This is a genomic window from Acinetobacter lwoffii (assembly GCF_024129435.1).
In the GTDB taxonomy this organism is placed as follows: Bacteria; Pseudomonadota; Gammaproteobacteria; order Pseudomonadales; family Moraxellaceae; genus Acinetobacter; species Acinetobacter lwoffii_F.
Map to the genome: position 1 here is coordinate 123,430 of NZ_JAMXXN010000002.1, position 12,357 is coordinate 135,786.

The 12,357-nt window shown below is 43.9% G+C and carries 14 protein-coding genes, 1 tRNA gene and 1 other RNA gene; 7 read left to right on the plus strand and 9 right to left on the minus strand.

Annotated elements, in window-relative coordinates:
• Nucleotides 1-89 precede the first annotated feature (89 nt).
• Nucleotides 90-566 carry a transcription elongation factor GreA gene (greA, locus tag NI455_RS01865; RefSeq protein WP_004645764.1) on the plus strand — a complete coding sequence of 159 codons (477 nt, stop codon included), beginning with the start codon at nucleotides 90-92 and terminating at the stop codon, nucleotides 564-566.
• A 72-nt stretch (nucleotides 567-638) separates the two neighbouring features.
• Here greA and NI455_RS01870 read toward each other — a convergent pair whose 3' ends face one another.
• Nucleotides 639-1,232, minus strand: a complete 594-nt coding sequence (locus tag NI455_RS01870) for a TetR/AcrR family transcriptional regulator (RefSeq protein ID WP_253112136.1) — start codon at nucleotides 1,230-1,232, stop codon at nucleotides 639-641.
• A gap of 136 nt (nucleotides 1,233-1,368) precedes the next feature.
• On the opposite strand from NI455_RS01870, the gene NI455_RS01875 reads away from it, so the two are divergent.
• From NI455_RS01875 to NI455_RS01885, 3 genes are all read left to right on the plus strand, one after another.
• A complete protein-coding gene (locus NI455_RS01875) occupies nucleotides 1,369-1,764 on the plus strand; it encodes a RidA family protein (protein WP_253112137.1) in 396 nt (131 codons plus the stop codon).
• A 112-nt stretch (nucleotides 1,765-1,876) separates the two neighbouring features.
• On the plus strand, nucleotides 1,877-2,497 hold the full coding sequence (locus tag NI455_RS01880; protein WP_253112138.1) for a CatB-related O-acetyltransferase: 621 nt from the start codon (nucleotides 1,877-1,879) through the stop codon (nucleotides 2,495-2,497).
• Nucleotides 2,498-2,535: 38 nt separating this feature from the next.
• Nucleotides 2,536-3,234 (plus strand): hypothetical protein, encoded by a 699-nt coding sequence (locus NI455_RS01885; RefSeq protein WP_071850737.1) that lies wholly within the window; start codon nucleotides 2,536-2,538, stop codon nucleotides 3,232-3,234.
• Nucleotides 3,235-3,287: 53 nt separating this feature from the next.
• Here NI455_RS01885 and NI455_RS01890 read toward each other — a convergent pair.
• The 4 genes from NI455_RS01890 to coaD form a co-directional block, all read right to left on the minus strand.
• A tRNA-Met gene (locus NI455_RS01890) sits at nucleotides 3,288-3,364 on the minus strand.
• Between the two features lie 72 nt (nucleotides 3,365-3,436).
• Nucleotides 3,437-3,814, minus strand: an RNA gene (gene rnpB, locus NI455_RS01895) — RNase P RNA component class A.
• A gap of 26 nt (nucleotides 3,815-3,840) precedes the next feature.
• Nucleotides 3,841-4,104, minus strand: a complete 264-nt coding sequence (locus NI455_RS01900) for a YfhL family 4Fe-4S dicluster ferredoxin (protein WP_004280584.1) — start codon at nucleotides 4,102-4,104, stop codon at nucleotides 3,841-3,843.
• A gap of 1 nt (nucleotide 4,105) precedes the next feature.
• Nucleotides 4,106-4,597, minus strand: a complete 492-nt coding sequence (gene coaD, locus NI455_RS01905; protein ID WP_004280585.1) for a pantetheine-phosphate adenylyltransferase — start codon at nucleotides 4,595-4,597, stop codon at nucleotides 4,106-4,108.
• A gap of 139 nt (nucleotides 4,598-4,736) precedes the next feature.
• On the opposite strand from coaD, the gene smpB reads away from it, so the two are divergent.
• Entirely contained in the window at nucleotides 4,737-5,216 is a 480-nt protein-coding gene (smpB, locus tag NI455_RS01910; RefSeq protein WP_004280586.1) for an SsrA-binding protein SmpB, read from the plus strand.
• A gap of 55 nt (nucleotides 5,217-5,271) precedes the next feature.
• Here smpB and NI455_RS01915 read toward each other — a convergent pair whose 3' ends face one another.
• The 3 genes from NI455_RS01915 to rluD are packed head-to-tail and all read right to left on the minus strand — an operon-like array spanning nucleotide 5,272 to nucleotide 7,703.
• Nucleotides 5,272-5,832 carry a flavodoxin family protein gene (locus NI455_RS01915; protein ID WP_004280587.1) on the minus strand — a complete coding sequence of 187 codons (561 nt, stop codon included), beginning with the start codon at nucleotides 5,830-5,832 and terminating at the stop codon, nucleotides 5,272-5,274.
• A 40-nt stretch (nucleotides 5,833-5,872) separates the two neighbouring features.
• A complete protein-coding gene (gene pgeF, locus NI455_RS01920; RefSeq protein WP_044108723.1) occupies nucleotides 5,873-6,613 on the minus strand; it encodes a peptidoglycan editing factor PgeF in 741 nt (246 codons plus the stop codon).
• A gap of 37 nt (nucleotides 6,614-6,650) precedes the next feature.
• A complete protein-coding gene (gene rluD / locus NI455_RS01925) occupies nucleotides 6,651-7,703 on the minus strand; it encodes a 23S rRNA pseudouridine(1911/1915/1917) synthase RluD (protein ID WP_121979622.1) in 1,053 nt (350 codons plus the stop codon).
• A gap of 71 nt (nucleotides 7,704-7,774) precedes the next feature.
• Between rluD and NI455_RS01930 the strand changes: the two genes are divergently transcribed.
• A complete protein-coding gene (locus tag NI455_RS01930; RefSeq protein WP_153566840.1) occupies nucleotides 7,775-8,740 on the plus strand; it encodes an outer membrane protein assembly factor BamD in 966 nt (321 codons plus the stop codon).
• A gap of 224 nt (nucleotides 8,741-8,964) precedes the next feature.
• Entirely contained in the window at nucleotides 8,965-10,887 is a 1,923-nt protein-coding gene (locus NI455_RS01935) for a DNA primase (protein ID WP_253112139.1), read from the plus strand.
• Between the two features lie 139 nt (nucleotides 10,888-11,026).
• Here the strand turns inward: NI455_RS01935 and hemA are convergent, their stop codons facing one another.
• A complete protein-coding gene (gene hemA / locus NI455_RS01940) occupies nucleotides 11,027-12,316 on the minus strand; it encodes a glutamyl-tRNA reductase (RefSeq protein WP_253112141.1) in 1,290 nt (429 codons plus the stop codon).
• Nucleotides 12,317-12,357: the final 41 nt, after the last annotated feature.

Here is a 12,357-nt window from a genome sequence, read left to right on the forward strand (position 1 = left end):
CGCTTCCAAGAAGTCCCGCTACCTTCTTGGTGGCGGGCTTTTTTTTATTTATAGATTTTATATCTTTCAACTGACTTTTGAGGGACAACATGCAACGTTATCCTATGACACCTGAAGGCAAAATTGCCTTAGAGAAAGAATTACACCAACTGAAAACAGTGGATCGCCCACGTATCACCGCTTCGATTGCGGAAGCTCGTGAACACGGCGACTTAAAAGAAAATGCAGAATACCATGCAGCACGTGAACAGCAAGGCTTCTGCGAAGGCCGTATTCAGGATATCGAAGGCAAACTGGGTGCAGCCCAGGTGATTGATGTCAAAGAACTTGAACAGAATGGTCGTGTAGTTTTCGGTGTAACGGTCACGATTGAAAATCTGGATACTGAAGAGCAGAAAACCTATAAAATTGTAGGTGATGACGAAGCAGACTTTAAGATTAACAAGATCTCTGTGAACTCGCCGATTGCACGTGGTCTTTTAGGTAAAAACGAAGGCGACGATGTGAAAATCAATACACCAAATGGTGAAGTTGAATACGAAATTGTGAAAGTTGAATATCTTTAAAATTTAAAGCTGTTTAATTTAAAGCCCCTCGATTGAGGGGTTTTTTGCCCTTATCTGCTTCCTACAAACGAATTAGCTCTGTGCTTCTTTTAAAAACCCTGATGCAAATAAATTAAATGCATGTAAAGCCTCAGGCAGTACCTGCTCAGGATATTCGCTAGAAGCCACCCAGAGTGCTGCATTCATTGCAGCACCATTTAAAAATACCGCAGCAGCTTCCGGATCAACTGTTTTAATTCGGTCTGCTACCAATAATTGTTCAACACATTCACGCGTGGACTGCAAACATCTGTTTTGGCTTGGCCAATGTGCAGGATCACCTAGCACAGCCGGCCCATCACGTAACACAATGCGCTGGAATTCCGGATTTAAGGCATTTTGAATATAGGTCCGCCCTTCCAGCATCAATCCTTCCCACAGATCATCAGGCTGCTCCAGATGTTGCTGCGCAGATGAAGCCATTTCCGAATCGATTTGATCAACTACCGCAGCAAATAAGCCTTTTTTATCACCAAAATGGTGATACAACGCTCCACGAGTCAGCCCCGCTTCTGCCGTGAGTTTATCCATTGAAGTGTCTGCATAGCCATATTCAGCAAATGTACGGCGCGCTACTTTTATCAGTTTCTTACGGGTTTCCGCCATTTTTTGTTCACGAACAGACATGAATTACTTTACCTCATCATCATAAAAATTTTAATTGACATACGCTCCGTATGTCAATTATGTTTACATACGATGCGTATGTGAAAGTTAAGTTGCTTTCACTCACTTATAAATTAGATATTGAATGAGAATAGACATGACTAGAACTGCGATATTTCCCCAAGACCGCCATGCCCTCTATGAACAGCATGGTTATTCTGCTGCGATCAAATCGGAAGACTTACTTTTTGTTTCTGGTCAGGTCGGTAGCCGTGAAGATGGCTCTCCTGAACCAGATTTCGAGAAACAGGTAGAACAGGCTTTTAAAAATTTAGCTGCGACATTGGCAGCGGCTGGTTGTACTTTCGATGATATCGTCGATGTCACCACATTTCACACTGACCCCGAACGGCAGTTTGAAAGTATTATGAAAGTTAAGCAACAAGTGTTTAATCAAAAGCCTTACCCAAACTGGACTGCGGTGGGCGTGACTTGGCTGGCAGGTTTTGATTTTGAAATTAAAGTGACTGCCCGTATTCCTCGTAGCACTTAAGCAAGGTCAGCACGTGCTTTAATATTCGATTCGCTGGCTGAATTAAGATTGTTGATTCAGCTTAAAGTGCAATTCGGTATAATGGTGCATTCCTTGTGGTTATAGCCTCCTCATGTCTGAAAAGTTAATTAATTCTCTTGTGAATCACTGGTGTGAATTCGAGTTCATCTCAAAAACGGTGAAGAATCCAAATATTCATATCAGAGGGAATTATTCGTATTATTCAGCCTATTGGGATCAGGGCTTTGAGCGCTGTGTGGTGCGTTATTTACATGACAAGCCATCTACGTCTGAAAAACCGATTGATCAGCTTTATATTGGCAATTTCGTCTGTTTCGGCGCTGAATGCGTAATCATGATGGGTGGCAATCAATTACATCGTACCGACTGGATTTCAGCTTTTCCATTCGATACACGCAGTTTTGTGCCTACGGGTGATACCATGATTGGTGATGGTTGTTGGATTGGTTCTCGTGCCATGATTATGCAAGGGGTGACACTAGGTGAAGGTGCTGTGGTTGCCACAGGTGCTGTCGTAACCAAAGATGTACCACCGTATGCGGTTGTCGGTGGTGTTCCTGCAAAAATTATTAAATACCGCTTTCCACAGGAAGATATTAAAAAATTGCTTTCCCTCAAAATGTACGACATTGATGAAAAGCAGTTTCTAAAAATGCGTGAGCAGTTGCAGACGGATGATATTAGTTATCTAGTAGAATTTTTAAGCAATTAAAACTATCATTAAATCATTAAAATTTCAAAAGATTAAGCATGCAAAGTATTCTGAGTTTTGTAAGTGAAAATCCTATTTTCTTTACCGTATTATTCACTCTTACGAATATCTTATGGTTGATCTTCTCTTTTTACCAAAAACATAAAAATGATAAAGCTCTAATTGACTACAAAGCTGAAAAAGATAAAGAATTAGAAGGCTTAAAACATAATTTCGGATTAGAACTTGAAAGGAAAAAGAAAAATTTCGGTATAAAACAAGAAGTTTATGGGGAGTTTTTTAACAATTTAGATAAATTTCAATCAAAAGCTCAAATTGATTCACAAAAATCAATAAACCTTTATATGCATAACTTTTTGATTGACTTTGTTACAGCTTCAGAAATAAATGATACAGATGCAATGGCTAAAGCAACTGGCGAATATCATCAAAACCTTCAAAGCTTTTTTGCAAATTTGTTTGATGAACTTAATACCCTACAAAATGAATGTAATCGTTTGAAATTTTTTGCCCCTGAAGAGATTCGGATAAAATTAAAAGAAATAACCATAAGTTATGAACAAATTTTCAAAATGACTAATCAGTATGTCAGCAATATTTCTAACTTATTTTTTGACGAATCAGCACAAAATGAAATAACTAAAAAATTTACAGCCGATATTCAACCTATTTCAGATAAATTAAAAACAGATATGGATAATATTGAAAATCTACTAAGATCAGATTTATTTTCATAATTTTTAGAAAACATAAAAAAACCCACTCAATCGGAGTGGGTTTTTTCAGAATATGGTGGCTATGACGAGACTTGAACTTGTGACCCCCGCATTATGAGTGCGGTGCTCTAACCAACTGAGCTACATAGCCTTAAACTGTGCGCGCATTATGGGATTTTCTGTAAATCACGTCAACCCCATATTGTGCTGTTTGATCAAAATTTGTTGAAGTGAGCCGATAAGCCGGGTTCTGTCGTGAACGATCATTCCTCTAGGCGCACAATCACTCATGCGCTCAAGCGACCTACCCGAATCCAGCATGGGCCATGCCTAATGGATTCCTATTTGGTCTTGCTTCCGGTGGGGTTTACCTCGCCATGAACTGTTACCAGCCATGCGGTGCGCTCTTACCGCACCCTTTCACCCTTACCTCCGATTCCGATTGCTCGAAAACATAATGAAGGCGGTCTTCTCTCTGCTGCACTTGCCGTCGGTTTGCACCGCCCAGGCGTTACCTGGCACCTTGCCCTATGAAGCCCGGACTTTCCTCCCCTGCTTCAATCACGGAGATTTCCACAGCAGCGATCGTCTGGCTCACTTCGAGCGGCATAGTATCAAATATCGAGACTAATTGCTTGATGTTTTTTGAGCAGTCAGTTTTTCATACTTGGCTTGCAGCTGTTCCTGCGTTTCGACATGATTCGGATCCAGTGGAATACAATCCACCGGACAGAACAACTGGCACTGTGGTTGATCATGATGTCCGACGCACTCTGTACATAGGTCTGGATGAATCTCATAAATGAGTTCACCCATATAGATGGCCTCATTCGGGCATACAGGTTCACAGACATCACAGTTAATACATTCATCGGTGATATATAAAGACACGCTACCAACCTTGTTGAAGTTTACGCTCGAAGGCAGCAACCACGTTTGGTGGTACAAACTTGGTCACATCACCTCTTAATCGAGCAATTTCACGCACCAAAGTGGATGAAATAAAAGAATATTGCTCTGAAGGGGTTAAAAATACCGCTTCAAAGTGGGAGTCCAGCTGACGGTTCATATTCGCCAACTGAAATTCATACTCAAAATCAGACACTGCACGCAAACCACGCAATACAGCAGTCGCCTTTTGCTCACGGAAAAAATTGACCAGCAAACCGTCAAAACCTACAAATTCAACATTGTCCAAATGACTCAATGACTCTTTTGCCAATGCGACACGCTCTTCCAGACTAAATACCGGATTTTTATGATGACCGATGGCAATCGCTACCACAACTTCATCAAACATTCGCGCTGCGCGGGTTACCAAATCAATATGTCCATTGGTAATTGGATCAAAAGTCCCCGGATAAATCACACGAGTTTTAGACATCCATTTGTACTCTGTTTGTTATGTAGAATCTTATTTTAGCAAAAACTTGTTTTTTTGGTGAATAATCCTCATTAATTTAAAAAACTTCACCTTATTTCTAGTTGCGGTACAATAGCAGCACGTTTGGAAGTATCAGATTATGGCGAAAGCATCTATTGTAGTAAAAAAAAATAATGGCGGTACCATTGCACTAAATAAACGTGCCCGCCACGATTATTTTATTGAAGAGAAATTTGAAGCGGGGCTTTCATTAAAAGGCTGGGAAGTCAAATCAATGCGTGCTGGTCGTATGACCATCGTAGAAAGTTATATTACCTTTAAAAATGGTGAAGCGTTCTTGTTTGGTGCACAGGTTCAGCCCTTATTAAGCGCTTCAACCCATGTGGTGCCTGAAGCAACTCGTACCCGCAAGCTGTTGCTGAATCGCCGTGAAATTGAAAAGTTGATGGGTGCAATTAACCAGAAAGGTTATTCCTGCGTTCCATTGGCCTGCTACTGGAAAGGTCCACATGCCAAGCTGGAAATTGCTCTGGTGAAAGGTAAGCAGCTTCATGACAAACGTGCCACCGAAAAAGACCGTGACTGGCAACGTGATAAGGCGCGAATTTTCCATAAATAATGAATTAAAAGTTGAATATAAAAAAACCTCCGCATTTGGAGGTTTTATTATAACTTTAAGCTTTACCGCCCAGTCTTGCCAGAGTCAGGGCAATATATTCCCCAAACCAGAACGCGGTTTTTAAATCGCCTTCAGGTGGAGTCACTTCTACCGGTGCGTTATCTGACTGGGTCATTAAACCCAAAAAGCTCGACATCCGGTTTAGATCAGTCACGGCACGACCTGTCGGCATTAATGGTAAGCCACTCCATAGCATACCGTGCTGCATGGCGAACAGATTGATCTGCTGTAACACTGCCAGCTTATCGCCACTAAGTCCGCCACCATTGGTAAAAGCCGCTGCCAGTTTTCCCTGCCAGGTACGTGCCAACCAGCGCTTGGAAGACTGTTCCATAAATAGCTTCATGGCAGAGGTCAGGCTACCCATATAGGTCGGACAGCCAAATATAATTGCATCGGCGGCATCCAGTACATCCCAGTCTATATGTTCGACATTCATCATATGCACCTGAACACCGGTTTCCCGTGCACCATCGGCAATAAAATTTGCCACTTTAGCCGTGTGTCCATAAGGACTGTGATAAACAATCGCAACAGATTTGGAAGATAGGGACATAACGCTCAAAAGCCAAAAAATTCAGTTAAGTTTAACATTTTCATGTCATAAACACGAATGTCGCCATACGCCCTGTTTTTGGCTCACGGCGATAAGAAAAATATTCATGTGCTTGACGATAAGAACACTGATCCCCACCCAATACGGTATTTATGCCGTGTTGCTGCAAGATATAACGCGCAATCGCATACAGGTCGGCATAATATTTACCTGCCTGTTCACCGGCCTGAAATGCACTGTCCAGTTCAGGATATTTACTACAAAAAGCAGCTTTTACTTCAGCGCCAATTTCAAAACATGGCTGACTAATGGCCGCCCCGAGCCAGGCCCAAGTCGGCGGAGTTTGCATGGCTACAAGGGTATTTTCAATAATCCCACCGGCCAGACCACGCCAGCCGGCATGCAAATTGGCAACTTCCGTACCTTTCGCATTCCCCATTACCACAGGTAAACAGTCTGCAGTCATCATCATCAAGGCATGCGCCTTGCGCTGCGTCACCAGACCATCTCCGACCAGTGCGGTAAATGGCATCTGCTCATTAATGCTATGACAAATGGTGCTATGCGTCTGGGTCATCCAGGTAATTTTATCTACGCCAAAGGCAGCGAAATCCTGCAATAAAGCCATACGATGCTGTTGTACCCGTAGCGCATTATCCTGCACATGCAAGGCCAAGTTAAAACCTGCAAGCTCAGGCTGTGCGGATGGCTGTACTTTCGCATGGTGAACGCGAGTCTGGCCGACATACACACCTTGTGGAAGTCCTGGTACAAATTGCATCTCGATTCCTTGCTTTGACGCGAGCTAAATAAAAAGATTAATAGGCTTTGTTTTCGGTACGCAGCACTTCAACCAGATTGGTAAAGTCTTCCGGCCACGGTGCTTCAAAGGTCATTTCTTCTTTGGTACGCGGATGGGTCAGACCGAGTTGTACAGCATGCAAAGCCTGACGCTTGAAGCCACGCAAAGTATCATCTAATAATTGCGATGCACCTGCAGGCATACGGACACGTGGCATATACACCTGATCGCCCACCAAGCCAAAGCCGATATAGCTAAAATGCACACGGATCTGATGGGTACGTCCAGTTTCCAGACGGGCTTGAACACGGGTAAAATGCTGGAAACGCTCTTTGACATTGTAATGCGTCACCGCGTCTTTACCACCTGGAAGTACGGTCATTTTCACACGATCCACCGGATGGCGTTTGATTGGTTCATCAATGGTACCGCCAGCAATAATATTGCCGTAAACCACCAAGTCATACAGGCGATATACTGATTTTTTCTCAAGCTGTTTGCTTAAGGCAAATTGTGCTTCCAGATTTTTGGCGACGACTAACAGACCGCTGGTGTCTTTATCGATACGATGTACCAGACCTGCACGCGCCAGTTCAGCCGATTTCGGATAGTGATGCAATAAAGCATTCACCAAGGTGCCAGAACTATTGCCAGCGCCCGGATGTACCACCATACCGACTGGTTTGTTGATGACCATAATGTCATCATCTTCATAGATGATGTCCAGTGGAATATCTTCCGGCAGACTGCGCGTTTGCGCTTCAAGCTCAACATTTAAAGTCAGGGTTTCAAAACCATCACTTTTAAATTTAGGCTTAACCGGTTGACCATTCACCAATAAATTGCCATCTTTAATCCATTGCTTTAATTTTTCTCGAGAAAAATCGCTCCAGACCATTGCGGCAATCTGGTCGATCCGTTGCCCGATATAAGTTTCATCCAGTTGAAATTGCAACGATAAACGTGTTGCAGTTGCTTCTGAAGTATGGTTATCTGCATCCTCGGAATCTTCAAGTAAATTGAAATCAGTATCAGGGATATTAGAATTGGAAGATTGTGCTTGACTCATTTGCTCATTCAGACAAAAGTGGTTTAATAGTGCAATTGTAGCTCATTGCCCGTATTAACAGAGGAATTTTTATGTCGCTACCACATTATAAAATGACAATGCTTGCTGTGACATTAGGCATTGCATCGGCAATGGTAGGCTGTAGCAGTAATCCAAAAAAAGAAGTCGTGGATAAAGGTCCGGAATCTAGCGAACAGGTTTATATTCAAAAAGCACAGAAAGCGCTAGATCGTAATCAATATACCGATGCAGCAAAACAGTTAGAAGCGCTGGAAACTTATTTCCCGACCAGTCAGTATGCCCCGCAAGCGCAGCTTGAACTGTTGTATGTGAAATTCCAGCAAAAAGATTATGAAGGTGCGGTTGCACTGGCAGAGCGTTTTATCCGTCTGAACCCGCAACATCCAAATGTCGATTATGCTTACTATGTACGCGGTGTCGCCAATATGGAACAGAACTATAACGGCCTGCTGCGTTATACCTCGCTGAAACAGTCGCATCGTGATGTCAGCTACCTGAAAGTGGCTTACCAGAATTTTGTTGATTTCATTCGCCGCTATCCATCGAGTACTTATGCAGTTGATGCCGCACAACGTATGCAGTTTATCGGTCAGGAACTGGCTGAGCATGAAATGAACGCAGCACGTTTTAACATCAAGCGTAAGGCGTATCTGGCAGCAGTTGAACGTGGCTTGTGGGTGATTGAACATTATCCTCAAACTCCGCAGATTCCAGAAGCACTGGCAACGGTTGCTTATGGCTATGCTCAGCTAGGTGATAAAGCGACTTCTCAGCAATATGTGGATGTATTAAAGCTGAATTATCCGAATCTGGTGAAATCAGATGGGACGGTGAACCTGCGTGCAGCGCGTAGTGAAGGCAGCTTCTTTAACCGCGCGACACTGGGTATTTTTGGTAAAGAAGCCAAAACTGTAACCGACACCGATGCACAATCGGATACGCCAGAAACTGAAAAGCGTAGTATCACCAATCGCATTTCATTTGGCTTGCTGGATCGTCCTAAGACGGCTGAATAAAGCTAAATAAGCCAGCAGCATCAGCAAATAAGACAGCGCTTTACAGGTGCATTTTCCCCAAGGGCAAGGTATCATACTTGCCCTTTTGCGTTGTCTGGCCCAGGCTTGAACAAATCGTGCAAAAGGTATACAAAGGAACTTGAAATATTCAATGTTCAACCAGACTATTTTCATTTTTTCAGTGATTTAGACCTTAGATACCAGCACGAGAAGCTTAGCAAACCATGGCCATTCCTCAACATACGATTGATCAGATTCTCGATCGCACCGATATTGTCGATGTGATTGGTCAATTCGTAAAACTAAAAAAAACAGGCCGTACTTATTCAGGCTGCTGCCCTTTCCATCAGGAAAAATCACCGTCTTTCCACGTCTATCGCGATAAACAGTATTTTCACTGTTTTGGCTGTCAGGCCAACGGTAATGCCATTCGTTTTTTAATGGACATTGGCAGCCGTAATTTCGTCGAAGTGATGAAAGATCTGTCCAGTCAGACCGGCATCGAACTGCCTAAAGACAATACCGATTCCAATAAATTAAAATATAAACGTGAAGCAGCCAAGCCCAAAATTGCGCCTGCTCAAGCGGTACCACAAGCTCAGCCGCAACAAAATAACGCCCCAACAGAAAATAATAGTGCTGCATCTACGGCGAGTTTTGACCCATTTGCAGAGTTTCAGGCATCCGAACAGGATTTTTATGGTGACCCTTTTGCTTCATTTGAACACCTGCCCATGGCTGAAGTTCAGCAAGACGGTAATCTCTACGATCTGCTGGAAAATATTGCACAGTTCTATGAACGCCAGTTACCCAACAGCCCGAGTGCCCAACAATATTTTAAGCAACGTGGTCTGACTGCGGCAACCATAGCCTATTGGCGCTTAGGCTATGCCCCTGAAGACTGGCAACATCTGGAAAAAGCCTTTCCTCAGGATATTGAAGGCCTAAAACTCCTCGGTCTGATTCGCACCAGCGATAGTGGCCGTGACTTTGACCTGCTGCGTGAACGAGTCATTTTCCCGATCCGTGATACCAAGGGCCGTGTGGTCGGCTTTGGCGGCCGTGCCCTGAATGACGAGATCAAGCCGAAATACATCAACTCGCCAGATTCTGAAGTCTTCCATAAAAACCAGTTGCTGTACGGCCTCTATGAGGGCCGCAAACAGAAAGCCCAAGAATGGCTGATGGTCGAAGGCTATATGGATGTGATTGCGCTTCAGCAATATGGCATTCATGGCGCAGTGGCGACTTTAGGCACAGCGAGTAATACCGACCACCTGAATATTCTGTTCAAGCAGAGCAACCGGCTGACCATTGCCTTTGATGGGGATGCTGCCGGTCAAAAAGCAGCGCGCCGTACCTTGGACATTGCCCTGCCCCTGCTGAATGATGGCCGAGAGCTGAAGTTCTTTGTTTTGCCCGCTGACCATGACCCAGATTCATTGATCCGCCGTGAAGGGATAGAAAACTTCAGACGCTTGCTGGATCAGGCACCGTTGATGTCGGACTTCGTGTTTGCCCATCTGACCCAAAATCAGGATATCACCACCCCAGAAGGCAAGAGTCAGGTTATGGGTGAACTAAAAAATCTGACCGAATTACTGCCCAAACACGGCTCCTTCCGTTATCTGCTGCAGCAATTTTTCCGCGAAAAACTGGGCTTTAATCGTAAATGGCAACCTAAGGTCAATACAGATGCATCTTTAAGCTTTAGTACCAAAATTGATGCTGAAGAATATGTGATTGCGATCTTGATGAATCATCCTTATCTGTATATTCATTTTGAACCACTGCGCGCGCTAGTAGCGGAAGATCAGTTGCTGTTTAAGATTTTGAATATTCTGAATGTGATTTTTGATGACTTGCCAGATGATCCTGAACTGTCGATCTATTATGTGCTCGGTGCCTGCGCAGCCCATCATCATGAACTGCAGCATATTCTGCAGCATGCCAATGTCAGCGATTACACCTCATCGCCGGAACAGGCCGATAAGCTCGCGGCTGATTTTTCAACCAAGCTGCAATATCAGTGTTTAAAAAACAAGATTAAATCCAAGAAATTTAACAGTATTGCAGAAATGAAAAACCTGAAAATGCAGATTTATGAGATTGACCGCAAACGCTCAATGACCCTGTTAGAAGATTAATTTTTCAAATTATTGATTCTTTTGAATCCAATGAAGTCACTGCTAGCTCACATTATTATTTATAATTTTCTCAAATAATCAGGCTGGGTTTTATGTTGAAGTACAAATCAGCAAAGAACCAAGCTTCTCATCATGCTGATTAAAACGAATGCCTGGATTTACGACGCTTCGCGACTACATTGCCCAGTTCTTCCTGTAACAGCTCAAAATAGGTAGGATCTTCCGCTTTGGCCGCCTCACGCAGCACAATAGAAGTTGGATGCAACAGTTTTTGGGTTAAACGATGTGAAAACTCGGCCAGTACCGTTTCCGCCTTTTCGCCCTTGGCAATACGCTGCATTGCCAGTGACAATTCTTCCTGACGTAATGTTTCCCCGTGGTCACGATAGGCATGAATGGTCGCCCCGGCCTGTTTGACCTTTTGCTGGGTCATCAGTTCTGTAGCCAGCTGATTGACCATGATCTCAGCCTCAACAGCCGCTTGACGGCGCTGTGCCAGATTTTCCTCAATCACGCTTTGCAGGTCATCGACCCCATACAGATAAACCCCGTCCAGGCTTTCTACTTTGGCATCAATATCGCGTGGCACTGCCAGATCGACCAGCAGCATCTGCTGGTAACGGCGTTTCTTTAATGCTGCCTTGATATCAGGATAGTGAATCACCTGATGCAAACTGCCGGTACAACTGGAAATGACATCGGCACGATGCAGATTTTCTGCAAGCTGATCAAAATCTATAATTTCGACTTCAACTCGATGTGCAATTTCCTGTGCCAGAATGTCTGCACGTTCGCGGGTACGGTTACAGATGATGATCTTGCCCACACCCATTTCTGCAAGATGCTTAGCCACCAGACTGTTCATCTCTCCAGCTGCCACCACCATAATGGTCAGCTTGTCCGGGTGACTAAACACTTGCAAGGCAAGTTGTGCTACCGCATAGCCCATCGAGACCGCATGACTACCGACAGCCGTTTCCGAACGCACACGTTTAGCGGCATAAAAAGCATATTCAAAAATCCGGTTGAGATTGCGCGACACCGTATGAGAGTCTTTGGCCAGAGAAAGTGCGGTTTTGACCTGCCCCAGAATTTGTGGTTCGCCCAGCATCAGTGAATCCAGACCACTGGCGACGCGCATCAGATGCGTCACTGCCTGGGCATTTTCATAACGATAGACATGATGTTGCAGTTGTTTGACATCCACCCCATTTTTCTGGGCGAGCCAGTTTAGCACCATGTCAGCATTTTCAGACATGGCGTAAACTTCGGTCCGATTACATGTAGACACCACCACCATGTCGTTCAGTTCAGGGTGTTGGCTTTGCTCGGCAAGAATGGCACTTAACTTTTCAGGGTTAAAAGCTACCTGTTCGCGCAGTTCTACAGAGGCAGTTTGATGGTTGACACCCAATGCAAAGAAAGACATATCAGGTCATCATTTCACTAAATTTATGCTATTGTGCAACA

Coding starts and splice junctions, on each gene's coding strand:
- greA (WP_004645764.1), top strand. CDS start 90: ATGCAACGTTATCCTATGACACCTGAAGGCAAAATTGCCTTAGAGAAA.
- NI455_RS01870 (WP_253112136.1), bottom strand. CDS start 1,232: ATGTCTGTTCGTGAACAAAAAATGGCGGAAACCCGTAAGAAACTGATA.
- NI455_RS01875 (WP_253112137.1), top strand. CDS start 1,369: ATGACTAGAACTGCGATATTTCCCCAAGACCGCCATGCCCTCTATGAA.
- NI455_RS01880 (WP_253112138.1), top strand. CDS start 1,877: ATGTCTGAAAAGTTAATTAATTCTCTTGTGAATCACTGGTGTGAATTC.
- NI455_RS01885 (WP_071850737.1), top strand. CDS start 2,536: ATGCAAAGTATTCTGAGTTTTGTAAGTGAAAATCCTATTTTCTTTACC.
- coaD (WP_004280585.1), bottom strand. CDS start 4,597: ATGTCTAAAACTCGTGTGATTTATCCGGGGACTTTTGATCCAATTACC.
- smpB (WP_004280586.1), top strand. CDS start 4,737: ATGGCGAAAGCATCTATTGTAGTAAAAAAAAATAATGGCGGTACCATT.
- NI455_RS01915 (WP_004280587.1), bottom strand. CDS start 5,832: ATGTCCCTATCTTCCAAATCTGTTGCGATTGTTTATCACAGTCCTTAT.
- pgeF (WP_044108723.1), bottom strand. CDS start 6,613: ATGCAATTTGTACCAGGACTTCCACAAGGTGTGTATGTCGGCCAGACT.
- rluD (WP_121979622.1), bottom strand. CDS start 7,703: ATGAGTCAAGCACAATCTTCCAATTCTAATATCCCTGATACTGATTTC.
- NI455_RS01930 (WP_153566840.1), top strand. CDS start 7,775: ATGTCGCTACCACATTATAAAATGACAATGCTTGCTGTGACATTAGGC.
- NI455_RS01935 (WP_253112139.1), top strand. CDS start 8,965: ATGGCCATTCCTCAACATACGATTGATCAGATTCTCGATCGCACCGAT.
- hemA (WP_253112141.1), bottom strand. CDS start 12,316: ATGTCTTTCTTTGCATTGGGTGTCAACCATCAAACTGCCTCTGTAGAA.